The following is a 24,614-nucleotide window of genomic DNA, read 5'->3' as shown; positions in this document are numbered from 1 at the left end:
ATAGCACCTTGAAGCAACTCTTGGAACGGTTGACACCTTTCAAACTGGCATTGTATTGCACGGATGATTGGGGCGCTTATGAGCGTTTATTGCCTGAAGATAAGCATTTAATCACTAAGCGCTACACACAAAGCATTGAACGGCAAAACCTGAATTTGAGGATTTGGATTAAACGTCTAGCACGCAAGACGATCTGTTTTTCTAAGTCTATCGAGATTCATGACAAAGTCATTGGAACCTGTATCGAAAGACGCTTCTTCAACTCCTTTAAATCATGACCCGTTTTTTATAGTGCTCAGGGTGCACAAATTGTAGTGGTACACTGCGTCCCAACCACTCATAGTAGATTGGGGTTGAACTAGCGCTGGAACAACTGCCCTTCGACCCGCAAGTTGAATGACACCCCATAGCCTGCTCCCGAACCTTGCCTTTCTGCTGCCAATAACGTAAAGCAAACTGGGCTGTATCTGGCGCAATATCAAAGTGCCGAGCGATTTCCTGCAACTCTGCAGAACCACGATCACGCAAATAATCGCGAATTTCAGTTAAGATCATACGTCAATGCCCCTTGGCTGTTTGCCAATGGTTCAAAGGGTCACTTAGCTGCTGGCCTACCCGATAAAAGCTATAGATCGCTACACTAAATGCACCCAAAATCCCCACAATCCAAGCTAAAGAATAAGCAGGATGTTGTGGCAAAGTTGCTAATTGATAAAACATCACTGCAGCGCCATAACCTAAACCGGTGCTCCATGAGACGGCAAATAACGTCCAACGCGCTCCCACCTCGCGTAACATAGCCCCTGTGGCTGCCACACAAGGAAAATACATTAAGATAAAGAGTAAGTAGGCAAATGCTCCGACTTTGCCATCAAAATGCTGCTGCATCGCATTAAAGGTTTGATTACTCACCTCTTGCTCAGCCTCAACACTGCCTAAATCCAAGGGATCGCCCAACTTTCCTAACGCATCCTTTAGATTTGTGGGAATCGTCGCAAACGCAGCGCTCATACCGTCTTTGAAATGATAAACCGACTCGGTTTGGGTAGTAGTTGATTGACCCATTTGACTATATAGAGCATCCAAAGTACCAACTACTACTTCTTTAGCGAGCAAACCACTGACAATACCAACCGTAGCAGGCCAATTGTCGGGCTGAATACCCATCGGAGTAAAAATAGGCGTCACTTGTTTTGCGGCAGCACTTAGCACTGATTGCTCGGTATCTTGGTGGCCGAAGCTACCATCGGTTCCGAGGCTGTTAACAATATTAATCGCCATCACCACTAAGACAATCAGCTTCCCAGCCCCAATCAAAAAGCCTTTCAACTTACTCCATGTATTAATCATGATATTGCGCAGACGTGGTAATTGATAAGTCGGCATCTCCATCACAAAGTAATTACTTCCCCCTTGAAGCAAAGTTTTGCGCATGATGAGCGCCGTCAAAATCGCAAACCCGATACCTGTTAAATACAACAAAAAGACAATATTCTGCCCAGAACCTTTAAAAAACGCCGCTGCAAATAAAGCATAAACCGCCAAACGCGCCCCACACGACATAAAAGGCGCCATCAACACCGTCATAATACGTTCACGTTGGCTGTCTAAGGTGCGCGACGCCATAATCGCCGGTACATTGCAACCAAAGCCCACAATCAGTGGAATAAAAGCTTTGCCAGAAATGCCCAGCTTGCGCATAAACTGATCCATCACAAAGGCAGCGCGCGCCATATAACCCGATTCTTCCAACAAGGTTAGGAATAAATACAAAGCGGCAATGATTGGAATAAAAGTGGCAACGACCTGCAAACCGCCCCCTAAGCCATTCGCTAAAAAGGTAATCAGCCATTCAGGCGCAGCAAGCTGCTCTAATAGATAACGTGTACCATCGACCGCTATGGTCTGCATAGAAAGATCAAAAAAGTCAATAAATGCGCCGCCTAGATTGATGCTGAACAAAAACAGCAAATACATCATCAGTAAAAAGATCGGTAGACCGGTCCAAGTACCCAAGACCCAACGATCAATCCGGTCTGAAACGGTGCGACTCATTTTGCCACGCTCATGTACTGCGTACTGAGCCGTTCTGGTAGCCGCTTCAAAACGCGCATCCGCTAATAGAAAATCAAGCTCTTCACCGGTTTCTGCCTGAATACTTTGGTGCAAACTTATTAATTCAGGGTCCTGAGTCGATTTTTGCAAAGCCACTAAAGCGGCATTCCGCGTTAAACCGCGTTGCTGCTGTAATTGCTGTAGTGCCTGCTCGATAGGCAACACATAAGTCAATTCATAGGAGCTTTGTTGCGCTGGTTGATAAGCGCCTATCGCAGCGTGGATGCTTTTTAAACTTTCGGCTTGGCGCAATGAAATCGGCAACACGGGGCAAGCTAAGCGCTCACTCAACGCATCAATATCCACGCGCATCCCCAATTTGTCGGCAATGTCCATCATATTGAGCAAAACAATGATTGGCACATTTAATTCACGCAATTGCAGCGTCAGGTATAAACCACGTTCTAGTGTACTTGCGTCAACAATATTCAAATAAAGATAGTGGGGATTTTGCTGTACGAATTGGCGCGCAATTTGTTCATCGGTGGATGCATCACCAAAGTCTAATGAGTAGGTTCCGGGTAAATCGACCACATGCAGATAGTGATCGAATAAGCGAAACTCACCCTCTTTGCGCTCTACCGTCACGCCCGGCCAATTGCCTGTGCGTTGGCGTGCTCCTGTTAATAGATTGAATAAGGTAGTTTTGCCCGCATTGGGATTACCGACTAATGCGATAGTAGTGTGGCTAAGGCCAGAAGACGCTGCAACACTTGTTGACTTAGCCATGATCGTGTTGCACCTGCACCCGAATATGCTGGGTTAAACTACGCCCGAGGCTCATACGATTATTACCAATGCCAATCACCACATCCCCTTGGCGATTACGCAATAACTCAATACGCGATCCTAGCCCCAATCCCAAGCCCAGTAGACGAACGCGTGTAGCGCTGTCCGTTTGAATCGCTTGAATATGGGCAAACTGCGATTCTTTGAGCTGAGCGAGCGATTGATTGGGATGATGCATTGCACTCATGATGCGCCTGTAGGTCTAAACGATAATGATTATCAAATTATATCAAGCTTCGCTCTTGTGCAAGCAACAAGTTTGACCCTTATCAGAAAATTAGAGATAGCTAGGAAATAAGCCTCTCTCTTGGCGGATTTTGTGCTACAGCCTAATCATGTGAGTATTGCAGATACTTTCAGGTTATATAACCATCCGCCTACTTCAAGCGCTCATCTAGCATGATAAAGTCAGCGGTGCGGACATCGCCTCATACGCTTTTCATTCAAAAACTGCATTATCAAAAATAAAAATTTAATAATAAAATCCCGACTGCAATAGTCGGGATTTTTATACATTACATCTCTTCACTATATTAGTAGTAAACAACTTTCCTTTATGCTTTTTCTCATAAAGAACATCTCTAAATCTTAATTTTTAGGGGATTTTAAAATGATTAATTCTGCCGAGCATTATAGCCCAAGTCATTTTGCTTATGATTATTATCGATCTTATCCAAATAGTTACCGCAGCCGTCACTACTGGCCTGTAGGATTTGATTGGCCAGTTCCACCACGCTACATGGATTCTATGTGGGATCAATTGATTTACGGGCATCGCCCTGTTTGGAATCCAAGAGGACAAGGTTTGGGACCAAATCTTAATTTGAGTGAAGAGGAAAAGATGCGCTTGACCCAAGCTATGAATCAAGGTCGGTTTTTCGTTGGAGCTAATACTCCCACCATTCTTGACGTTTATGACACAGATCGCTCGCGCTCATTAACGCCGGGCGATAGCGCAAGAGTTAGCACTCACAGATTAACTGGGGGTAACTCTGAAAGCACCGTTCGCTTAAGTGCTGATACGATCCGTCGTGCTCGCAGTTATGTAGAAGGTTAGTTTATTACTGACATAGCTAATAAAGCTGATTAATCCTTGAATATCTCACTAGCTCACAGTGTTTACAAATTCCTTAGACAATTTAATTTGCAAATCTGATATTAAATTGTATTGGTGATTGTTATATGGAAACGCATAAATAGTTATACAGGAGGTATACTATGTTACCTAGCTATAATAGTTCGTATGATTTTTACCCTAACCTCAGGAGTTGGGGTTTTCCAGACTACTCTTCCTATAAACCCTATAATTTGTATCAACATCAAGATTTTAATCCTTTCTGGGATCGAATGGGATATGGTTATGCAAATTGGGGGCGTTCAGCTCAACGTAGGTTTGGACCAGACTTGCATTTAAATCAGCAGACCTTAGAACGCCTCACTGAAGCCTTCAGAAATGGTATTGGTGGTATCAATCCAGCAACGATCAGAAAAGTGTATGACACAGATCGATCAGGCCATTTATCACCAGGTGATACAGCGCAAATATCAAGACTATATTCCAATGATCAAGCTTATACACGCTTAAGTGCTGATGTCATTAGGCGAGCCGAGCGCTCTTAAGCTTATTAATATACTTCGGGCAGATAAATTTCATATCTGCCCATTTTTTCTCAAAAAATTTTTAATCGCTTATTTCTAGCCAAAATTTCTCAAAAATTTCCTTACTAAATAATCCCTCTATCAGTAGTGTAAAAATAGCAGAAGCCATTAGGCTATTTTCGCAAGCGCTCTACTGTTGGATAATAAATAAAAAGTGGGGTTTACTGAGTTAACTGAAATCGTTGCTAGCGATGTACTTACTGCTAACTTGATGAAAAAACCCGCTTAACTCAGCGGGTTGTTTGAAAAAAGAAAAATAATTTTACTTGACTAAATCGCGATAAGCGTGCCAGCTAGCATGAGCCACCAAAGGCATGGTAATAATCAGGCCAATATAGAAAGTTAGAATGCCGATACCAATCAAAGCTACAATAACTGCGGCCCAAAATGCCAAAGTCGCAGGATTTTTAGCCACAGCGCGCATACTGGTATTCATGGCTGTCACAATATCAACCTTACGATCCAGCAGCATAGGCACAGTAACAACACCGGTAATATAGGCCAACACCGCAAACACAAAACCCATACCAAAGAAGCTCAATACGAAAGTTGGTCCGCTACCAAATAAGCTTTGTAGCAGTCCTGTATAAGTATCTTGTTGTAGGTTAAAGTTTTGCGAGAATATCCCGACAACAATCACCGCTGCGCAAATCCAGAAAATCATGACCAGCATTAGCACAAAAGCATAGATCCCAAGACCAAACTTATTATGCTTCATTGCTTGAGTAGACTCCATGAAGCTAATGGTTTTACCTTGTTCGCTTTGTCGGCTTAATTCATATAAGCCTAAAGCTAGGAAGGGACCCAAAATTAGAAAACCGGAGGTGGTCGCAACACCTGCAGCAGGATATTTAATGCCAATCCAATTCAACACCAGCCCCACTATGGCAAAAATAACCCCATACGTTAAACTGGCTGAGCGGTTTTGCTGAAAGTCTTGCCAACCTTGGGATAGCCAGCGACTGACAGCATGGGGAGCTACGGTTTGAACCTCTTGACTGGTAAATAACAGGTCTACTGCTGGCGCAGGTGCGTCAATCACATACTTCGCATCATACTGTTCCATATCTACACTCCTCTCTGAGACTCACACATTGATAGAGCAAATGGTTGTTGTAACCCGCTTACTAGCTTTTTATAAGCATCGTTAGTTTTTATCATTTATAGGGTTAAAAATAGTATCGCGCAAAGATTATTTCAAGGCAAAGGAAAAGTGAAATAAAAATATCGTAGGAGCTAATTTTGCGTTAAATGGTTTATACATTCGTATCTAGCTATCTGGCTTAGCACAGCACCATAAAGCTTGTAATAAGGGATCGCGCAAACGCTCTCGTAAAGCGCATAGGCCTAAAATAAATGGCTCTAAATCAGTAAGCCAAGGTAAAATGTGAATGGATTGCTGCATAGGACTGTGCTGAATGACCAATTCAGGCACCACCCCAACCCCCAAGCCCAAACCTACCATAGCCACTACCGCCTCATGACCACCAACTTGAGCGTAAATGAAAGGGATTTGCTGCAATGCCGCCAAACGTTGTAACAAGCGTTCCCGTGCTAAGCCATATTCTGCTAATACCAAGGGTAGATTTGCCCACGCTGGCGCTATACTGTGTTCGATGGCTAAGTTGATGCGCTGGCTTAATGCGCTATTATCCTTGGGGCCAATCAGGTGTAACGGCGTGCGTTCTAAAGGTAAAAACTCAAGTTTGTTCGATAAATAAGTCGGTTTAGCCACAATAGCACAATCATCTTGCCCTGATAACACGCGCGCAATACCATTGGCTTGATCGCCCGTGCGTAGCTTCAACTCCACACCTGCATAACGCGCACGCATCACCGGCAAAATACGCGTCAAAATACTATAACTGGCCGTCACCGAGCCATACACACTAATCTCGCCGCTTAAGTTCTCAGGGTGATTATTCAAATCGCGCTGTACTTGCTGCCAAGCTTCCAGCGCTTGCTTGGCGTAAGTTAAAAAATGGCGGCCAGCAGGCGTTAAATGGACTTGGCGATTATCACGCTCGACTAATAACTGCCCGACACTGGCTTCCAAGCGCTGCACATGACGGCTAATGGCAGAAGCGCTTAAATGGCATAATGCCGCAGTTTTACCAAAATGTTGCGTCTGGGCAAGGGTAACAAAGATTTGTAACGATTGACTATCCATAAGCTTATTGCGCAAAACGCAACATAATGTCGCTAAAGCTTCAGTTTACGCAATGCCGCTTATCCATTAAAGTGTTAGCCCTCTCATATCACCCTGCTATCGGAGTTATAACATCATGGGTCAGAATTATTTCAATACCTTGCCATTGCGTGTTCAGTTGGAAGAACTGGGCAAGTGCCGTTTTATGGAAAGCAGCGAGTTTTCTAATGGTGTCGATTATATTCGCGATAAGAAAATCGTCATTGTTGGTTGCGGCGCACAAGGCTTAAACCAAGGTTTAAATATGCGCGATAGCGGCTTAAATGTCAGCTACACACTACGTGCTGAAGCCATTGCGGAAAAGCGTAAATCATGGAAAAACGCTACCGAAAATGGCTTCAAAGTGGGCACTTATGAAGAGCTCATTCCAACAGCTGATATCGTCATGAATCTGACGCCCGATAAACAACACACCTCAGTTGTCAATGCGATTATGCCCTTGATGAAACAAGGCGCTGTATTAGATTATGCGCATGGCTTCAACTTAGTTGAAGAGGGGATGCAAATTCGTAAAGACATTACCGTGGTCTTGATGTGTCCCAAATGCCCCGGCTCAGAAGTGCGGGCAGAATATGTGCGTGGCTTCGGCGTCCCTACCTTAATCGCCGTCCACCGTGAAAATGATCCAAATGGTGATGGCTTAGAAATTGCCAAAGCCTTAGCGGTAGCGACTGGTGGTCATCGTGCTGGCGTACTGGAGTCTTCGCCTATTGCAGAAGTAAAATCTGACCTAATGGGTGAGCAAACCATTCTATGCGGTATGCTACAAACGGGCGCTTTATTGTGCTACGACAAAATGGTTGAGGAAGGCTTAGAACCTGCATGGGCTGCGAAATTCATGCAATTTGGTTGGGAAACCGTCACCGAAGCGCTCAAGCACGGGGGTATTACCAATATGATGGATCGCTTAAGCAACCCCGCTAAAATCAAAGCCTTTGAGTTATCGGAAGAATTAAAAGACTTATTACGTCCACTGTTCCAAAAACACCAAGACGATATCATTTCTGGCAAATTCTCCAGCACCATGATGGCAGACTGGGCGAATAATGATAAAGATTTACACCGTTGGCGCGCCGCTACCGCAGAAACAGCCTTTGAAAAACAAGCTATCACTAATGAATCAATCAGCGAACAAGAATATTTTGATAAAGGTATTTTATTGGTTGCCATGATTCGTGCTGGTGTTGAATTAGCGTATGAAACCATGGTGGAAGCCGGTATTGTTGAAGAATCGGCTTACTACGAATCGCTACACGAAACCCCCTTAATTGCTAACACCATCGCACGTCGCAAACTGTATGAAATGAACGTGGTCATTTCCGATACCGCTGAATACGGTTGTTACCTATTCGATCAAGCAGCACGCCCTTTATTGGCTGAGAAATTTATGCCAAAAATTAAGAGCGATGTGATTGGCCGTGGCTTAAACCTGAAAGATAATGGCGTTGACAACCAACAATTAGTGCATGTTAATGCTGTGATTCGTAATCACTCAGTGGAAATTGTAGGTGAAGAACTGCGCGGTTATATGACAGCTATGAAGAAAATAGTGTAAGTACTACTACATACTTAGCCTCTTATAAAAAACCTATAAGAGGCTGAGAAAAATTAAATCAGTCTAATACGGTTAACATTCCCCTTTCCTAGGTCTTTAGGATCAAAGACTATTTTTTCTTAGAGAATTCGAAGTCAAACACGAATCAACAAGACCCCAGTGTTTTTGATTAATTAATAATCAAGAAATGATAAAACTACACCCTAGGGCAAGCTAAAGCTATTAACTAGCATACTGGCAGCACGAAGACCTTTTTAGCCTTATGCAAAGCGATATATAAATTTGATAGCTCCCTGAAACATTGACATATCGCAATCCTCAGACTTGCTTTATCATCTGCTATATAAACTAACAAATTAAACGGTTATATCAGAGAGACTTAATGCGAGTATTAGTAGCTGATGATCACAGCCTGTTTCTTGAAGGCATTACACTCATCCTGCGGTCTGTTTTCGAGCGGGTAGAGATTACACAGGTTCAGTCTTGGCCTGAAGTACATAAATTACTCTACCGACAACCTCATTGGGATTTACTATTATTAGATTTATTTATGCCGACTCGCTCTCACTGGGAACAGGAACTCGATGCAATCAGTGCCATGTTAAGCCAAGATGCTAATGTTTGTGTCGTTTCCGCTTCTTGTGATCCCCAACATATTCAAACCGTTTTTAAAGCAGGTATTCGTGGCTATCTGCCCAAGACTAGCAATTTACAAGAACTAAAAACTGCTCTACAAAAGGTTTCATCAGGACAAATTTATATACCTGAACAATGTTGGCAAACACAAAAAATAAAGAGCTCTATTAAGATTACAAACAGGCAACAGGAAATATTAAATTTGGTTGCGAGCGGTAAAAGCAATAAGCAAATTGCTAATTCCCTAGGTCTTACTGAAGGAACCATCAAACGCCATATGTACAATATCTTCCAAATTTTTAATGTGGCAAATCGTGTAGAGGCTATTGACTATGCGCGCAACATAGGTATTTTATCTAAATGGGGATGAATAATAGGGCACTAGAACATGATTGATAAAAAATGGTTAGAAGTTTTTGGTGATCGCTTAGATAAAAACCAACTTCAAACTATGCTAGAAAAAGCAAAAGCTGAATTACGACAAAGCTATCCCGAACTGCAACAATGTCTTCAACAGGCTGATTGGGAACAAGCTGCCTATAAGTCACATAAAATCATATCCTTAGTGAATTTGTTGGATATGCACGAACTGTTTCCCTATTTAATAGCTATTGAAAAAAGGGCACCTAAGATAACAACCTTAGATTTTAGGGCGCAACTTGATCAACAATATCAGCAATGTTTGGCGACAATAGCCTAAGCAGCTCGGTCAAGTTTATTATAAGATTGGCTCAGAATTTGAGCTACTGTATCGAATAAATCCTTATAACTAAAAGGTTTAGTAATAAAAGCATTAATGCCTAGCGCATGAACTTTAGTTTCGATCTCAGAGAGGGCATGGGCAGTCAAAGCAATAATAGGAACATTGGGGATGCGATTATGCTGCCTAATCCACTGGCTCAACTCAAAGCCATCCATGTCAGGCATATTAATATCTAGTATAATGAGATCAAAACTTTGCTCATTTAATAAAATAACCGCCTGCCTTCCATCGGCCGCTTGCTCTATATAAAAACCCAAACCTTTTAATAGCTCTGATACAATAAATCGATTAGTCTCAGAATCATCTACTAATAAAATATGAGCCCCTTCTGGAAATTGATAGAGTGCTTTGGAACTATCGACTGAGGAGCTATCCGTCAGTGGTTTAAATAACTCTAAGCTTAGATGAAAACTAAAAATACTGCCCTTATTTAACTGACTACTGACTTTAATATCCCCGCCCATCGCATTGACTAGACGCTGGCTTATATATAAACCTAGCCCTATTCCTTGCTTTGAACTATTAGGTTTATACTGCACGTAAGGATCAAATAATTTATTAATATACTCTTGAGGAATTCCTACTCCTGTGTCCTCTATATCAAAATTCATATAGAGTTGTTGTGCTTGGAGACTCGCATTAACTCTCAATAAAATCTTTCCATATTGAGTGTATTTTATCGCGTTACTAAGTAAATTAAGTAAGACTTGAGCAAATCGCACACGGTCACCTAGCACCGTTACATTCACATCACCTTGTATATCCACCTTAAAATCTAAATTCTTCTGCGTAGCTTGTTGCTGAATCAGCGCAATTACGCCTTGCAAAGCCATTTCAAGATTAAAAGGTTCATTTTTAAGTTGAAAAGCCGTACTGCGTAATTTGGCAAAATCCAACATATTGCTAATTAAACCGGTAATATGTTGAGTTGCCACTTGCAATTTATCAATATAATTTTGCTGTTGATCATTTAGGGGCCTCGATAAGTTTAAAAGCGCTCCTAGACCACTAATAGCATTTAAAGGCGTACGCAATTCGTGATTCATGACTGCTAAGAACTCATCTTTAGTCTCAGCTAAAGCTGCTGCCCTCTGCATTTCTTCACGCATTAAACGTACCCGAGTGGCTTGAATAACAGATAACATTAGCATAAAAAATAAGGTCGATGCTGCGACCCAAACTTCTTGATGTGCACGCCAAAAACTTATATTGACGATCAAGTTAATAATATTTACTAAATCTACCACTACTGGAACAGCAAAGGCATATGCGAAGTACTTAGCAATCTTATTACCCTTGATTGCTATTCTTATAGCTAGAAACAAAGTAAAGACAAAATAGAAAATAGCAAGGCACAGTGGAATAATAGTACCGGAAGGAATAGCACCCACCACTATTATAAGCGGTAATGAAATATAGATAAAAAACTTTGCTATCCTATCCAAAGTAGGTGTATAGTAAGCAGAATCCAATAAAGCACGGCTATAGGCAAATCCGCTTGCCAACGCAATAAGAATGGGCATAGTGAAAAAATAGGAACCTGTATTACTTAAAAAATCTAAAGCAGGGAATACAGGATTAGTACGATGTATGGTTAACATCATAAATATCATATTAGTTGAAACAAAAATATAACTACGATCACGTAAAATAAAAAACATTATCAAGTGATAAAACCCTAATACCAACATACCTGCATAAATAAACGTATTAAGTCTGTAAGCACTATTGCTTTTTGCTAATAATCGATCAGAACTTAATAGCTCAGGTGTCAAATTAAGAAAAGCATCACCATTGGTCGCTCTGGCATAGATTTGAACTGGCGTATTTAAGGGTAGTTCTAGACGCCATGCACGCCGATAAAAATGCTCAACAGGAATAGCTTTTATCGTATTTGCTAATGAATTTTTTTCAGAAGCTAACTCCTGCACCGGAAGAAGATGCAGCTCAAACGCATCGCCTAATAAACTATCAAATAATAGAAACCACTCTTTTTGGCTTGCTTGAGTAATTTGGAAACGTATCCACCAAGCCGAACGGGAGCGTCCCAAATTGACTAATTGTTTATTATTTCTAATAAATTTTTCTGAATACTCTGCTTGTTGTACCTGCTCTAAGCTCAGCGTTCTACTGGGATCCTCTAAGTACTCAACATAGCTTGAGGCGATAAGGCTAGACTCCTGACCATCGAGCCGCAACACTTTGCCCTGAGCGGTGTCAGCTTGAGCTGCACTGAAGAAGCACACACAGAAAAAAGCCCCTAGCAGCTCTAAAAAGCTCCAACATTTCATATAGAAGATTAGGTTTACGCCAAAAAGCTATTATAACTTTATATAGACATCATAAGTACACAACTTTAGTAACAAATCCTAACACCTTGGTAGGATTTAAAAGTATTTTATTTTTGTTTATTCTATATTGGCTTTATATCTAACTCTACACTCTCTACTTATTAAAGGCAAAGTATATTATTTTGCCTTTTTTAAAATACAAATACTGATCGTTTAATAATTAAACTATAAAGACCACTATATTTATGAGATTTCTTGCAATCATCCATATTTGCTTGATCATCCTTAGTTGCCCTGCCTCTGCAAAGGATTTACATCACTGCAATAAACTTGAATCCTTAGATATTAAAAAACTTGAGTTTTGTCTACAGCAACGTGATATACAACTTAATAAAGTATATAGTAAACTCTACTCTTTCCACAAAGAATCTCCAAAAAAACTAGAGCTACTTAAAGAAATGCAGTCAGCTTGGATTCAAATGCGTTATGCCCAATGTGGTTTTATACTGTATAGCAAGGAATATGATGCAGCTCGTGCTAGTCTCATATGCGAAATAAGCCTTATCCAAAAACGTCTCCAAGAATTAGAAAGCATATAAGACTTTATTAGCATTAAAGAGGAAGTAACCATTAGTTTAATAATATTTACAAAACTTCAAAAAGCGTTACACTTTATTCCCTGCTCCTAACCATCGATGTGCCTCAAAATGTTGTCACCTATCGAAGCACGCCAACTTATTTTAAGTGCACAGGGATTAACTAAACCCTTTACTACTTTAGACGCTGCCCAAAGCACATTGCAAACTTTTGAGAATCTAGGCTATATACAAATTGATACTATTTCGGTTGTTGAAAGAGCGCATCATCATACCCTTTGGACACGCAATCCAACTTACCAAGCTGCTCAACTGGATTATTTATTAGAACAAAAACAAATCTTTGAATACTGGTCCCATGCTGCGGCCTATTTACCCATGCGTGATTTTCGTTTTAGCTTACCCCGTAAGCAAGCATTAGCTAGTGGCACGTTGAATCATTGGTATGAGCGTGATCCTAAGCTTATGCAGGAAGTATTTACTCGTATCCGTAGCGAAGGGCCATTGATGGCTAAAGATTTTGAAAGTAGCAAACCCACTGAAGCATGGCATAGCAAACCAGAAAAGCGTGCTTTGGAATATCTATTCATGCAGGGTGAATTAATGATTCCCTACCGTAAGAACTTTCATAAAGTCTATGACTTAACTGAACGAGTATTGCCTAGTACTGTTGACACAAGCCCACCTAGCTTTGCAGAATATGCTAACTACCTTATTATCAATTACTTAAAGGCTCATGGCTTGGCGCAAGAGGAGGATTTTGGGTATTTACTTAAAGGTATAAAACCAAAATTAAAATCAATTATAAAAAAATATCTACAAGATGGTATATTAATCAAAGTCAAACTAGCTGATCAAACATGGCTAACCCTAGCTGAAAACCTTAAGCTCTTAAATCAACCGGCAGCGCAAACCTTAAAAATCCTATCGCCTTTCGATAATCTATTGATTCAGCGCGAACGTATGCGCAAATTATTCGACTTTGACTACCAAATAGAATGTTATATTCCGGCTACAAAGCGAAAATATGGTTACTTCAGCCTGCCAATTTTATGGAAGGATCAGCTAGTAGCTCGGATAGACTGCAAAGCTGAGCGTAAACAAAAAACCTTGATGATTCACCACTTACACCTTGAATCCACTTTAAAAAAGCTTGACGAATTTCATCATGATCTAGATATTGCATTAAAAAATTTTGCAATATTTAATCGATGCGACCATGTTGTATTTGCAAATCCCTAGTGCAGTGCCTAGGGACTAAAACTATCAGGATATTTAGCGCATTAAACTAAATGTACACTCCATAATTCGGCACGCAGTTGTTTTAGTAAAGCCTGAGCTTGATCACGATCTGGCATACCTAAGGCTTGGCGCAAGCTTGGCTCTTCTTCAACCATAAATGTCTGCTCCAAGCGCTCAATCGCATTTAGCTGAGCTTGACGAATTTGTTGCTGCTCATTTATAGATAACTGTGGAAACGCCCATTCATGAATCCCCCAAGATAAAGCGGCGTGTTTACTTTCTTCTTCAGTAATATGTGCGATCACTTGCCTAAATGTTTTTAATACCGCATATTCCTGTTGCCAATATCCCAAAGCCGCTGCAAACGTTTCATTTACGCAGCCCTCCACCGCATTTTCTAAAGCAATTTCAAAAAACGAACGCAATTGGAAAGGCTTGATCTCAATCTTATAGCTAGCACCATCATAAGCCTCAGTTAAAAGCCTAGCTAATGCAGCATGTTCAGCTTCTTCATTAATAGCCTCATAGGCCATTTGAATTAAATGATGGGGCGCAGCATAGAACGCTAATTCTTGTGCCAAATAATCAAAAGCCGTAATAGCAGCGCTTTCCATAGCCGCCATATGCGCAAAATAATTACCTAGGGCATGTTGCGTTTCTGATTCAATAAGCGTCAAACCAGTTGGTAGACGTCCAGGAACCGCACGGGGACGGGGACGAAAGATAGTTGGGTTATAGCAGCCAGCATTATAGGTAAAGGGTGCCTGAACTAAGGTAAAACTCGCATCACAATTGATCCGCCCACCACCATAGGGAGCAGCATTATTAGTAAGTTGGGTCTGACATTTATTGGCTTTGAAACCTTCTATGCGCAGTAAATCTGGCAGCGTATTCGTATTATACCTACGTTCAACGAGCACACGACAAGCCACAAGGCATTCTTGCGTCGTTAAAATACTACCTAACCCAGGCAAACTTTGATTAACCAACTGGGTTTGTGGGTTTTTCTGTGTAGGAGCGCGACACGGCTGAATATTGTCAGGTGGTTTAAGTGTTGCTGCTTGTGTGCTAGAAATAACAGGGATTGCAGCCACTAGCACTGCTTTTTGTAAAATACTTTTAACTTGATTAGTATCCATATAAAAAATGCTTTAGTGTAAAAACCTTTATTCTAAAATAAATGACTCACCCAGATAAACACGCCAGTAGATGTAATTTGACTAATACCTGAACTTCCTAAAAGATCCGTGCTTCCCAAACGCTAGTTAGCGCTAGCAAGTTCAGGTATTCTCAGCAAATTCTTTTCTGGGATGAAGCATATGGATTCAATAAAGCACATCGGACTCATCGGCCTTGGCATCATGGGTAAACCTATGGGTTTGAACTTGCTCAAAGCAGGTTTTTCTTTAGGCGTTTATGCACGTCACCCTGAAACCGCTCAAACATTAGTCACTGCAGGTGCAACATTCTATGATTCTGTTGCACGTTTAGCCGCAGAGGTCGATGTCTTAATCACCATGGTCTCGGATACCCCCGATGTCGAAGCTATTTTATTAGGAAAGGATGGGGTCATCACACAGGGTAAAGCTGGTCTACTCGTGATTGATATGAGCACGATTTCGCCCGTTGCCACTCAAAAAATAGCGGCTGATTTAGCAAAACAAGGTATACGCTTCCTAGATGCCCCTGTTTCCGGCGGTGAAGCGGGCGCTATTGCTGGCACCCTAACTATTATGGTCGGTGGCAAAACAGAAGATTTCGAACAAGCCTTGCCCGTATTGGCTGCCATGGGTAAAACGATTACCCATATTGGTGAACATGGTGCAGGCCAAATGGTGAAAGCTTGCAACAATTTAATTATTGCACAAACCGTTGTAGCCATTAGTGAAGCTTTTGAGATGGCTAAAATGGCAGGCGTGGATTTAGATAAAGCACGTACCGCTTTAATGGGTGGATTTGCTAATTCTAAGGCGATGGAAGTTCATGCCAAGCGTATTATTGATAATCAGTATACGCCCGGCTTCAAAGCAAAACTCCATCATAAAGACTTACAGATAGTGGCAAAAACCCTCAATGCTTATGAACTGAATTTGCCCGCTTCACAGTATGTGATTCAAGCGATGCGGCAATTAGTTGAACAAGGTGATGGTGAATTAGATTCGGCTGCTGTTGCCAAAATTGTACAACAGACAGCACATCCTAAGTCTTAATCATCAGACGATGACAAAACAAAGTCGTCGAAGTAAATATCCATGTCCCGAGGTGGTGCCCATTCTGGGCCACTGCCACCATAAAATAATGAGAACAAAAAGCGCTCAATCGGCAAATTATTTCCGGCTCGAAACCGTAAATCATGCTTATCTAACACCACTTTTCCATCTACCCACGTTTTTACAATGCCATCTTTCTGCCCCCCTGCATTGAGTTTGACGAAAGTTTTAATGTGATACCACTTATCTTTCACAATGGGCGGAAGATCCCATTCAAAAAACTCACCAAAGGGCTTGGGTTGATCCATATGGTAAACGTACTGCCCTAATTGACCTTTTAAATTCCACATCGCACGGATACTCCAACCATCATGTCCACTTGGTTTAGCACCCCCACTATTCGCATTAAAGCTGCCAATACCTGGTAATTTCCCTCCCATCACAAACTCAAACGATTGAGGAAACTTGACCCAGTACGAATAGTATAAGCTATCAAGTTTTGCCCCCAGCAAGGGTTTCCAATTCACACAACTGGCTGGACTATCACAGCCCGACAAGCCGCGCGGTAAGCGGATTCGCATACTTTGGTCTTTACCAGTACGAGATAGCGCACCGTTTACGATGACTGCCTTATCCAAGCCCATCGTCCAGTCAGGACAATTCCAATCCCGCAAATGATCCTTTTCCCCATAGAGGCCAAGCTGATTCTGGTTAAAATTTACTACCCAAGCCTTCCCTGAGCTTAAGGGAGTTGTACCTTCACAATAAGCATTGAGCTTAAAGGATTGATACCCGATATTTTCCCCTGGTTTTGATGGGTGACGCTTGGGATCGGATAAATGACTCAAATATTTCCATACGGGATGCTCTTGAGGCGGATTCGCGGCACCATTATACAAAACCAATACTTTATCCCAGTGTTGATCATGCGGATTCCACTGTAGTTTAGCGGCCATATCAAAGGGTTGGCGCGCATCTTTCATAGAAATAATTCTCACCGATTCAACAGGAAGTGTCTCAGCGGATTTAGTTGATGCCGAAGTATTTACAGCGGTAGGTGTGGCGGCTAGTGCAGATTTCCCCAAAAAAACTGTACACACCAGCGTTCCTGCTAGTTTAGCTATCCTTGTCTTTTGCATAAAAATTAGCCCTAATTCAAATAAAAACAATGCCCATTTTTCTGAAGGCCTTATAATCCCTGAGCAGGCTGGAAAAGCCTTCGGAAGGGTGTTAGGGTAATGCATCCTCGTTGAGAACAAAAGCCACCTGATTTAGTGATCCAGACCCCGATATACACCCAACTGATTCAACACCAGCACGAACTCAAACACTGTACGCGTTGTGTCAATATGCATCCCCCTGTTATTACTTGTCCACCCGTGGTAACGCGTATTATGTCGATTGGGCAAGCGCCTGGGCCTCACGAAGCAAAAGCAGGCCAGCCTTTTGGTTGGACAGCCGGCAAAACCCTGTTTCAATGGTTTGCGAGTATTGGGGTGCAGGAGGAGGCATACCGCGCACAAGTCTACATGGCAGCGGTCTGCCGCTGCTTTCCCGGCAAACAAATCCAGCTCAAAGGAAAGACAGGCGATCGTGTCCCATCCCCTGAAGAAATCGCCGCTTGCCGCCCTTGGTTAGAACGAGAACTGGCACTTTTACAACCTGAGCTCTTGATTTTGATCGGCAAACTCGCCATAAATCAATTTCTGGCTGTGGATAAATTGACCGACGTGATTGGCAACATATACCAAATTGAAGTACAAGGACGAAATGTAGATCTACTACCTTTACCTCACCCTTCCGGTTTATCTACATGGTTTCGTACTGAGCCGGGCAAAACCTTATTACGACAAGCCTTGTCCAAGTTAGCAGCACATCCAACTTGGCAACACACTTTTAAGCATGAATAGGAAGAAAGGATAAAATCTGTGATAATACAATGGCCTAAAGGCGCTTGGCTCTTTTTATGTAGCTTATTATTAATAATGCCCTTGATACCTACGCTAGCCTTGGCCGAAACCACGCCTACTCCACCCAAAACTATCTTAATCTGGGGCGATAGCTTAAGTGCTGCCTATGGTATACCGGTGGAAAAAGGCTGGGTTAATTTATTGCAAGAAAAACTGGGGACATCCTTTAAACTTGTGAATGGCAGTATTAGCGGCGAAACCACTAGCGGCGGACTAACACGCCTGCCTGAGGCTTTAAGCACACATAAGCCCGATTATGTTTTGCTTGAATTAGGTGCAAATGACGGGCTGCGCGGTCAACCGACGACGGAAATGCAAGCGAATTTGGAGAAAATGATTCAACTGAGCCAAGCCGCTAATGCCAAAGTCATCTTAATCGGCATTTATATGCCGGCTAATTATGGCAGCGTCTATACCAAGCGTTTCGCACAAGTTTATCAGGATTTAGCTAAACAATATGAATTAACCTTTATGCCCTTTTTATTAGAAGGGGTTGCCCTCAATCCCGATCTCATTCAGGCCGATGGCTTGCATCCGAATGAGAAAGCACAAACTATCATTTTAGAAAATGTCTGGAAAACCCTAGAGCCTGTGTTGTCCCATGCCACCGCGTCCCACTAAATTCAGTAGCTTCACCCAAAAACATTGGCGTCATTTAAGTATAGCCACTTTAGTGGTCGGACTTATTTTAGCGAAAATTTTTGCCCCCGATTTATTAGACGGCAATCAAAATACCACTGTAGATATTCCCAAAACGACAAGTCCTGCACCAGCTACTAAACAAGGCTTAGAACAATTAAATACTCAACTAGCTAAATCCAAGATTGATCATATTAGTGATGGCGATAGCTTTTCGGTGCGAACACCGGACGGCCAAATTTATAAAGTTCGTTTGCGCGGTGTAGATGCCCCAGAGAAAAGCCAAGCTTATGGTGAGAAGTGCAAACAAAGTCTGATTGAGTTAACGGGGCGCAGTACGATTGTGGTGACTGCTCACAAAAGTGATCGCTATGGTCGCTTAGTTGTTAGTGCTAAGGCTGGCGGAAAAGATTTAGCTATGGAGCAAATTCGTAAAGGCTGTGGCTGGTTCTACGTCGCCTATGCTAGTGAATTAAGCCCTGCTGAACGCGAGGCTTATGCTGCACTGGAGCAGCAGGCGCGCAAAAATGACACAGGATTATGGCGCGAGGCTAAGCCACAAGCGCCTTGGGATTATCGCAAGCAGAAACGTGAGGCAGATTAAGATGCTGATTAAGCCTTACGGACAAACTCAGACTTTAATTTCATCGCCCCAATACCGTCGATTTTGCAATCAATATTATGATCGCCCTCCACCAAACGAATATTTTTGACCTTGGTACCTACTTTTACTACCAAGGAACTGCCTTTGACTTTTAAATCCTTAGTAACCGTTACTGAATCACCTTCTTGCAATTCAGTGCCGTTCGCATCTACAACTTTTAATTGATCACTCTCTAATTCCGATGCAATGCCAGATTTTGGCCATTCATGCGCACATTCGGGGCAAATATATAATTCCCCATCTTCATAAGCATATTCAGACTGACACTGTGGGCAAGCAGGTATTGGAGGCATGGGGATTCCTTAGTTAAAAAGGCGCATTATACCGCCTGACGAGCCAAACCATACACCATATGATCCACAACTTTACCATTTAAGTTTTCTGAACAGGTGATAACACCTTCTAAACGCATGCCTAAGCGCTCGCAAACAGCACAACTGCGGTTATTCTCCGGTGCAACGCGTATTTCTACTTTTTTCATATTCAAATCGTTAAAAGCATACTCAATCATACGTTTGCAAGCTCGGGTCACAATACCATTGCCTTGTGCACTTTTAATAAGCCAATAGCCGATCTGCAATTTGCCTAAGGTATAATCAATAAAGTGAAAACCAATACCCCCCACCATTTCATCTTTATAAAAAATTCCACAGTTCACACTGCGTCCGGCCGCATACTCGTGGAGATAACCATTGATGAAATTATAAAATTCTTGCTCGGTGCGGCAATAGAGAGGCCAGCCCATCCACTTCATTAAATGCTCATAATTCTCACGCGTGGCTTTAATGTAGTGTTTAGCAAATGTGCGGTCTACTAAACCTAATTCAATATCCTCATCAACTTTCATTGTAAACATGTAGCACCATCCTGTTAGCTATATCAATATTGTTGTGCGAAGGTGCTCAGTATAATCTTCCATCACTTTGTGCAAGCTGAAACAAGACAAACTGTAGCGAGTGAGGGTTAGGGAGTAGTAAGCCGCACAAAGAATAGGCGGCTTTTGTCAGGGAAAGCTTGTGCAAAAAACCTTAAGCGCGCCAGGTCAGACCAATGCGTTCAAATCGGACTGACAACGCACTAGCAGCACCGCGTAAGGCCGGCTGATCGGCATTAATAATATAAACCGGAATACCGCGCATAAAGTTTTGGAAACGCCCTTTCGTTTCAAACATTTCACGGAAATTCGATTTAATAAAATAATCACCCAGTTTGGGGACAATACCACCACCAATATACAAGCCACCCGTTGCACCCAAGGTCAGCACTAAATTCGCTGACACAATACCCAACCATTCGCAGAACATATTCATGACTTCAATACAAATTGGGCAAGATTTATTCACCGCACGTGCTGAAATTTCTTCAGGTAATAAAGGTTCAGCTTCAATACCATTTAATTTGGCGATCACTACATAAATTTCTTCCAAACCGGTTCCTGAGAGCAAGCGCTCAGCGGACATATGCCCATAACGCTCCCAAAACGCCGAGAAAATCGCTAATTCGCGCGCATTGCGTGCCCCAATAGTGACATGCCCACCTTCACCAGAAATAGGATACAGGCCTGCGGCTGAACGCACTAAACCGGATACGCCTAAGCCGGTTCCTGGCCCTAATAGGCCAATCGTGCCATCAGGATCGGCACTCCCCTGCCCAACCAACTTGAGTTCATTAGGCGATAGCAAGGGAATGGACAAGGCTAGCGCCGTAAAATCATTGATCACTTTGACACGCTGAAAGCCAAACTGCTGACCAATCGCACTAATACTAAAACTCCAATCATGATTGGTGAGCTTGATTAGATCGCCCGTCACTGGTGTTGCTACATCAATACAGGCCTGTTTGATGGCATGAGGCGGCGCTTTGCTTAAGAATAAACTGATCACATCGGCAAGACTGGGAAAAGCATCAATTTCATAAGTTTCTACATATTGTGGCACTAATAAATTCTGCGCCAACAAACCTAAGCGAATGTTGGTACCACCCATATCAATTACTAAAGCATCCAGCAATGTAGTCATTGTCGTCTCTTGCTATTCCAGCGGTTACTCATGTGATTCTTTTATTTTACATCATGAAAAAAAAATCTTCATCGAATTACTGGCGCAAAAAACCACGCTTTTGTAAAAAGCTTAGCATGTGCTGACGCAGCTTTCCCTGTATTGCTTTCGCAGTTTGTGCTGACCACGTTGAAGTACGTGCATTACGGGTTCGTGCTTGATAATAGCTTTGCATCTTGGCGTCGTACTGTTGGATGTTTTCTTGTATTAAGTCCGTTTGATACTTTCCCTCATGCAAAATACTTGTGACCGGAAGACGAGGCTTTAAGCTCGTTTCTTGATTCGGATAGCCCAAACACATCCCGAAAACCGGATAGACCAAATCAGGCAAGTCCAATAACTCACTTAAGGTTTCTGGATCATTACGAATGCCACCGATGAATACTCCCCCCAAACCCAAGGATTCGGCAGCACTTAATACATTCTGTGCCATCAAAGCCACATCAACGGTTGCCGCGATAAAATGCTCCGTGTGTCCTTGTAAGACCCCCTCACCTTGTGCCATACAGCACTGATTAATTCGATATAAGTCGGCACAAAACACTAAGAACTCAGGGGATTGTTCAATCCAAACCTGTCCACCCGCCAAAGCTGCTATGCGTGCTCGGTGCTCAGCATTCGTCACACGGATCACCGAATAGGCTTGAATAAAACTAGAGGAAGCCGCCGCTTGACCGCATTGAAGCAAAGTGTTTAACAATTCGGGGGCAATAGCTTGTTCAGTAAACTGGCGCACTGAACGGTGATTTAGTAAAGTGTCAATCAAGGGATTCATTCGTTTATCCATAGTCAAACGCGCTTACATTGCCTTCTGAGCATAAACTCTCAATAATACCGTATCGACCCTCATAAAATAGCTAAACAAGCCTTTATCTTATGAATAATCCAAAGTTAATCACCAGTACTAGCCCTAAAAACTTGCTATTTTGGCTGGCTAGTGTAGGAACTATCACTTTTATTGCCCTCGTTCAATGGCTAGTGGATTGGCGTGGCGTTTTCCAAGCATGGCAAAACGTAGCGTGGCAAGCTTTATTCATCGCTGCGACTTTCGTTGCAGCCAGTTATGCTGCACGCGTCTGGCGCTTGATGGACTTTTTTCCTAACACCCTAAGCCATCACCCCAAACGTGCAACACACCTCGCCCTACTCGATCATTTTTTTAATCAATTCGGTTTACCACGTCAAGCTAATAACGCTTTCGCTGCGATGATGCATCGTGTTTCGGGGATTGCCTATGCCGAATCTCAATCCGCTACTTTGTGGTTTCGCTTACTTGATTGGCATACCTTGCTATGCTTTCTAATTTATCCCCTACTCGTGATTACGCCGTTTCGACGTCTCGCAGTTATAGTCATTGCGTTATGGTTATTGATTCCGCTGGTTATTTATGCGACTCGTCATATACTACAGCGCCGCTTTTTAGGCGATGACACTAACCTAGGTATCTTAGCTCAACAAACTTTAAGCGGTTTACCGGATAATTTTATTGCCTTCTTAAAAAGCTGGGGCATTACTTGGCTCATTTGGGGAGCTTACCTGCTCGGATTAGCTTGGTTCCTGCGTCAACTCATGCCTGATCATAGTTTTAATGTGCTAATTCTGGCGTTGGTAGCAGGCGAATTGGCTTTATTCATCCCACTACGCTCGCTCTTTAACATGCCATTGTATGAAGTCGGTGTGGTATTTGCGCTATTTGGATTTATCGGTTGGCAAGCGGCTCTGGTTCACGCACTTAATCTGCATTTATTTAGCTTAGCCGCTGCGTTAATCGCGGGGAGCATAGCTTGGTTATTTAGCGATAAGACTCAACAACCAAGCATGATGACGAAAATTTAAAGGGTTTGCGCCGTCTTAGGCATTGGCTTTGCTAAACTTTCTACCCAGATCATCAGCAATAAGCCCACAGCACTGAGTGTAGTAAAGCCAATCACTAAGGGTTGTACGGTGCCATTATAGCTTTGCCCAATCCATGTTCCCAAAGGAATCGCCACAATATTAGACACAGTCCCCACGATCGAAGCGCCCATGCCCACATATTTATCCAAGGTCTCCATGGCTAAAGCATTCAAATTTCCAAACAACAAGCCCACGCAAAAAAACAGTACGATCAGATAAGGCATCAACACCCACAAAGGTGGTTGCTCCACACTTAGCCACTCCATCACTAAAAATAAGGTCGATAAGACCGTCATCACGATTAGGGAGCGGCGCGACAATAAGCGCATTCCTAGGCGGAGCACCAACTTGGCATTCACAAACGACGCCACTCCCACCGCTAGTGCGGTAATGGCAAAATACAGTGGAAATTGGCTGCCTAACGCATACTGCACCTGCAATACCTGTTGTACGGAGTTGAGATAGCCCATAAAAGCGCCGAAAATAACCCCGCTAATCACACTATAAATCATGGCGTGTTTATCTTTTAAGGTAGAAATAATCGCCTCACGCTGCTCTTGCCAAGTAAAGGGAATGCGCTTTTCCCGAGGTAAGGTTTCTGGCATCCGTAATACAAACCAGAAGCATACGAGTAGTGCCAACAGAATAAATACCATAAAAATGGCTCGCCAACCTGCTAGATAAATAACAAGCTGCCCCAAGGCGGGTGCTAAAGCAGGTACTAAAATAAAAACCATCATGGTGAAAGACATAATTTGCGCCATTGCACGTCCGACAAAGCAGTCACGCACTAAGGCCATGGTAATCACACGCGTCGACGCGGCCCCTAAGCCTTGTAAAAAACGTCCCAGCAACATAATGGTAAAATTGGTCGAAAACATCGAAATCGCGCTACCCAGTATGAATAAGCCTAAACCAGCGTAAATCAAGGGTTTGCGCCCCGTACTATCAGAAATCGGGCCAAACACGATTTGTCCAACCGCCAAACCCATAAATAAAACAGAAATAATTAATTGCGCATGATTCGGATCCGCCACACCTAAAGTAGTCGCAATCTCGGGCAAGGCTGGCAGCATTGCATCGATGGCTAAAGCGGTAATAGAAGTTAGGAACGCGGTTAGTACAATAAACTCAACGCGCCCAGGGAGTTTAGGATTCACTTATTATTCCTTGATCAATCGTCGTATTCTGAAAAGCTTGGCGAGGCCAAGTTTGCGCAGTGTAATCCAAGCCCAAACTTTAGAAAAATGTTCGACTAGAAAAGACGTTTATTGCGCAATAGTAGCTGAATAGCCTATCTTACTGTTTTGCTCTACTTTGCTT

General features: G+C 42.6%; 26 protein-coding genes. 13 read left to right on the top strand and 13 right to left on the bottom strand.

Annotated features, from left to right (window positions below; all coding sequences use genetic code 11):
• A partial coding sequence (locus A3IE_RS0114830; protein WP_020396103.1) for an IS1 family transposase occupies positions 1–278 on the top strand: 278 nt, incomplete at its 5' end.
• On the opposite strand, the gene A3IE_RS20865 is transcribed toward A3IE_RS0114830, so the two are convergent.
• From A3IE_RS20865 to A3IE_RS0114815, 3 genes are read right to left on the bottom strand one after another with little or no spacing between them, the layout of a single operon-like run.
• Entirely contained in the window at positions 268–555 is a 288-nt protein-coding gene (locus A3IE_RS20865; RefSeq protein WP_020396411.1) for a FeoC-like transcriptional regulator, read from the bottom strand. The genes A3IE_RS0114830 and A3IE_RS20865 overlap by 11 nt on opposite strands.
• A 3-nt stretch (positions 556–558) precedes the next feature.
• Positions 559–2,844, bottom strand: a complete 2,286-nt coding sequence (feoB, locus tag A3IE_RS0114820; protein WP_020396410.1) for a Fe(2+) transporter permease subunit FeoB — start codon at positions 2,842–2,844, stop codon at positions 559–561.
• Positions 2,837–3,091, bottom strand: a complete 255-nt coding sequence (locus A3IE_RS0114815; protein ID WP_020396409.1) for a FeoA domain-containing protein — start codon at positions 3,089–3,091, stop codon at positions 2,837–2,839. The genes feoB and A3IE_RS0114815 overlap by 8 nt, the downstream gene beginning before the upstream one ends.
• Before the next feature lie 423 nt (positions 3,092–3,514).
• Here A3IE_RS0114815 and A3IE_RS0114810 point away from each other — a divergent pair, with 423 nt between their 5' ends.
• Positions 3,515–3,961, top strand: coding sequence for a hypothetical protein (locus A3IE_RS0114810; protein ID WP_020396408.1), 447 nt, complete (start codon positions 3,515–3,517; stop codon positions 3,959–3,961).
• Positions 3,962–4,122: 161 nt separating this feature from the next.
• Positions 4,123–4,524 carry a hypothetical protein gene (locus A3IE_RS0114805; RefSeq protein ID WP_020396407.1) on the top strand — a complete coding sequence of 134 codons (402 nt, stop codon included), beginning with the start codon at positions 4,123–4,125 and terminating at the stop codon, positions 4,522–4,524.
• Between the two features lie 301 nt (positions 4,525–4,825).
• On the opposite strand, the gene A3IE_RS20860 is transcribed toward A3IE_RS0114805, so the two are convergent.
• Positions 4,826–5,629 carry a DUF2189 domain-containing protein gene (locus A3IE_RS20860; RefSeq protein WP_020396406.1) on the bottom strand — a complete coding sequence of 268 codons (804 nt, stop codon included), beginning with the start codon at positions 5,627–5,629 and terminating at the stop codon, positions 4,826–4,828.
• Between the two features lie 204 nt (positions 5,630–5,833).
• Positions 5,834–6,733 (bottom strand): HTH-type transcriptional activator IlvY, encoded by a 900-nt coding sequence (gene ilvY / locus A3IE_RS0114795; RefSeq protein WP_020396405.1) that lies wholly within the window; start codon positions 6,731–6,733, stop codon positions 5,834–5,836.
• 115 nt (positions 6,734–6,848) lie between these two features.
• Between ilvY and ilvC the strand changes: the two genes are divergently transcribed.
• The 3 genes from ilvC (at position 6,849) to A3IE_RS0114780 (ending at position 9,663) form a co-directional block, all read left to right on the top strand.
• Entirely contained in the window at positions 6,849–8,327 is a 1,479-nt protein-coding gene (ilvC, locus tag A3IE_RS0114790; protein ID WP_020396404.1) for a ketol-acid reductoisomerase, read from the top strand.
• 382 nt (positions 8,328–8,709) lie between these two features.
• Complete coding sequence (locus A3IE_RS0114785; protein WP_020396403.1) at positions 8,710–9,333, top strand: response regulator transcription factor; 624 nt, start codon at positions 8,710–8,712, stop codon at positions 9,331–9,333.
• A gap of 18 nt (positions 9,334–9,351) precedes the next feature.
• Positions 9,352–9,663: a hypothetical protein gene (locus tag A3IE_RS0114780; protein ID WP_020396402.1), complete on the top strand. Its 312-nt coding sequence runs from the start codon at positions 9,352–9,354 to the stop codon at positions 9,661–9,663.
• On the opposite strand, the gene A3IE_RS0114775 is transcribed toward A3IE_RS0114780, so the two are convergent.
• Positions 9,660–11,972 carry a hybrid sensor histidine kinase/response regulator gene (locus A3IE_RS0114775; RefSeq protein WP_169333062.1) on the bottom strand — a complete coding sequence of 771 codons (2,313 nt, stop codon included), beginning with the start codon at positions 11,970–11,972 and terminating at the stop codon, positions 9,660–9,662. The two genes, A3IE_RS0114780 and A3IE_RS0114775, sit on opposite strands and share 4 nt — an antisense overlap.
• A gap of 290 nt (positions 11,973–12,262) precedes the next feature.
• On the opposite strand from A3IE_RS0114775, the gene A3IE_RS0114770 reads away from it, so the two are divergent.
• Together A3IE_RS0114770 and A3IE_RS0114765 are read left to right on the top strand one after the other, a co-directional pair.
• A complete protein-coding gene (locus A3IE_RS0114770) occupies positions 12,263–12,616 on the top strand; it encodes a lysozyme inhibitor LprI family protein (RefSeq protein WP_020396400.1) in 354 nt (117 codons plus the stop codon).
• A 108-nt stretch (positions 12,617–12,724) separates the two neighbouring features.
• Positions 12,725–13,855 carry a winged helix-turn-helix domain-containing protein gene (locus A3IE_RS0114765; RefSeq protein WP_020396399.1) on the top strand — a complete coding sequence of 377 codons (1,131 nt, stop codon included), beginning with the start codon at positions 12,725–12,727 and terminating at the stop codon, positions 13,853–13,855.
• Positions 13,856–13,896: 41 nt separating this feature from the next.
• Here A3IE_RS0114765 and A3IE_RS0114760 read toward each other — a convergent pair whose 3' ends face one another.
• Positions 13,897–14,994: a ferritin-like domain-containing protein gene (locus tag A3IE_RS0114760; protein WP_020396398.1), complete on the bottom strand. Its 1,098-nt coding sequence runs from the start codon at positions 14,992–14,994 to the stop codon at positions 13,897–13,899.
• 180 nt (positions 14,995–15,174) lie between these two features.
• Here A3IE_RS0114760 and A3IE_RS0114755 point away from each other — a divergent pair, with 180 nt between their 5' ends.
• Positions 15,175–16,065, top strand: a complete 891-nt coding sequence (locus tag A3IE_RS0114755) for an NAD(P)-dependent oxidoreductase (RefSeq protein WP_026154966.1) — start codon at positions 15,175–15,177, stop codon at positions 16,063–16,065.
• On the opposite strand, the gene A3IE_RS23195 is transcribed toward A3IE_RS0114755, so the two are convergent.
• Positions 16,062–17,048, bottom strand: coding sequence for a polysaccharide lyase (locus A3IE_RS23195; RefSeq protein ID WP_020396396.1), 987 nt, complete (start codon positions 17,046–17,048; stop codon positions 16,062–16,064). The genes A3IE_RS0114755 and A3IE_RS23195 overlap by 4 nt on opposite strands.
• Before the next feature lie 366 nt (positions 17,049–17,414).
• On the opposite strand from A3IE_RS23195, the gene A3IE_RS0114745 reads away from it, so the two are divergent.
• From A3IE_RS0114745 to A3IE_RS20855, 3 genes are read left to right on the top strand one after another with little or no spacing between them, the layout of a single operon-like run.
• Complete coding sequence (locus A3IE_RS0114745; RefSeq protein ID WP_020396395.1) at positions 17,415–17,975, top strand: uracil-DNA glycosylase family protein; 561 nt, start codon at positions 17,415–17,417, stop codon at positions 17,973–17,975.
• A gap of 18 nt (positions 17,976–17,993) precedes the next feature.
• Positions 17,994–18,656: an arylesterase gene (locus tag A3IE_RS0114740; protein ID WP_020396394.1), complete on the top strand. Its 663-nt coding sequence runs from the start codon at positions 17,994–17,996 to the stop codon at positions 18,654–18,656.
• A complete protein-coding gene (locus A3IE_RS20855; protein ID WP_020396393.1) occupies positions 18,637–19,278 on the top strand; it encodes a thermonuclease family protein in 642 nt (213 codons plus the stop codon). Before A3IE_RS0114740 ends, A3IE_RS20855 begins: the two co-directional genes overlap by 20 nt.
• 8 nt (positions 19,279–19,286) lie before the next feature.
• Here A3IE_RS20855 and A3IE_RS0114730 read toward each other — a convergent pair whose 3' ends face one another.
• The 4 genes from A3IE_RS0114730 to nfsA all read right to left on the bottom strand — a co-directional run bounded on the left by A3IE_RS0114730 (position 19,287) and on the right by nfsA (position 22,170).
• Complete coding sequence (locus tag A3IE_RS0114730) at positions 19,287–19,631, bottom strand: zinc ribbon domain-containing protein YjdM (protein ID WP_020396392.1); 345 nt, start codon at positions 19,629–19,631, stop codon at positions 19,287–19,289.
• A 26-nt stretch (positions 19,632–19,657) separates the two neighbouring features.
• Positions 19,658–20,194, bottom strand: coding sequence for a GNAT family N-acetyltransferase (locus tag A3IE_RS0114725; RefSeq protein WP_020396391.1), 537 nt, complete (start codon positions 20,192–20,194; stop codon positions 19,658–19,660).
• A gap of 172 nt (positions 20,195–20,366) precedes the next feature.
• Entirely contained in the window at positions 20,367–21,356 is a 990-nt protein-coding gene (glk, locus tag A3IE_RS20850) for a glucokinase (protein ID WP_020396390.1), read from the bottom strand.
• Between the two features lie 76 nt (positions 21,357–21,432).
• On the bottom strand, positions 21,433–22,170 hold the full coding sequence (gene nfsA, locus A3IE_RS0114715) for an oxygen-insensitive NADPH nitroreductase (RefSeq protein ID WP_020396389.1): 738 nt from the start codon (positions 22,168–22,170) through the stop codon (positions 21,433–21,435).
• A gap of 101 nt (positions 22,171–22,271) precedes the next feature.
• Here nfsA and A3IE_RS0114710 point away from each other — a divergent pair, with 101 nt between their 5' ends.
• Positions 22,272–23,231 (top strand): hypothetical protein, encoded by a 960-nt coding sequence (locus A3IE_RS0114710; RefSeq protein WP_020396388.1) that lies wholly within the window; start codon positions 22,272–22,274, stop codon positions 23,229–23,231.
• On the opposite strand, the gene A3IE_RS0114705 is transcribed toward A3IE_RS0114710, so the two are convergent.
• Positions 23,228–24,451, bottom strand: a complete 1,224-nt coding sequence (locus A3IE_RS0114705) for a multidrug effflux MFS transporter (protein ID WP_020396387.1) — start codon at positions 24,449–24,451, stop codon at positions 23,228–23,230. The genes A3IE_RS0114710 and A3IE_RS0114705 overlap by 4 nt on opposite strands.
• Positions 24,452–24,614: the final 163 nt, after the last annotated feature.

Source organism: Thiolinea disciformis DSM 14473, assembly GCF_000371925.1.
Taxonomy (GTDB): domain Bacteria; phylum Pseudomonadota; class Gammaproteobacteria; order Thiotrichales; family Thiotrichaceae; genus Thiolinea; species Thiolinea disciformis.
The sequence above is the reverse complement of the archived record's forward strand: the minus strand, read 5'-3'. Positions and strand labels throughout refer to the sequence as shown.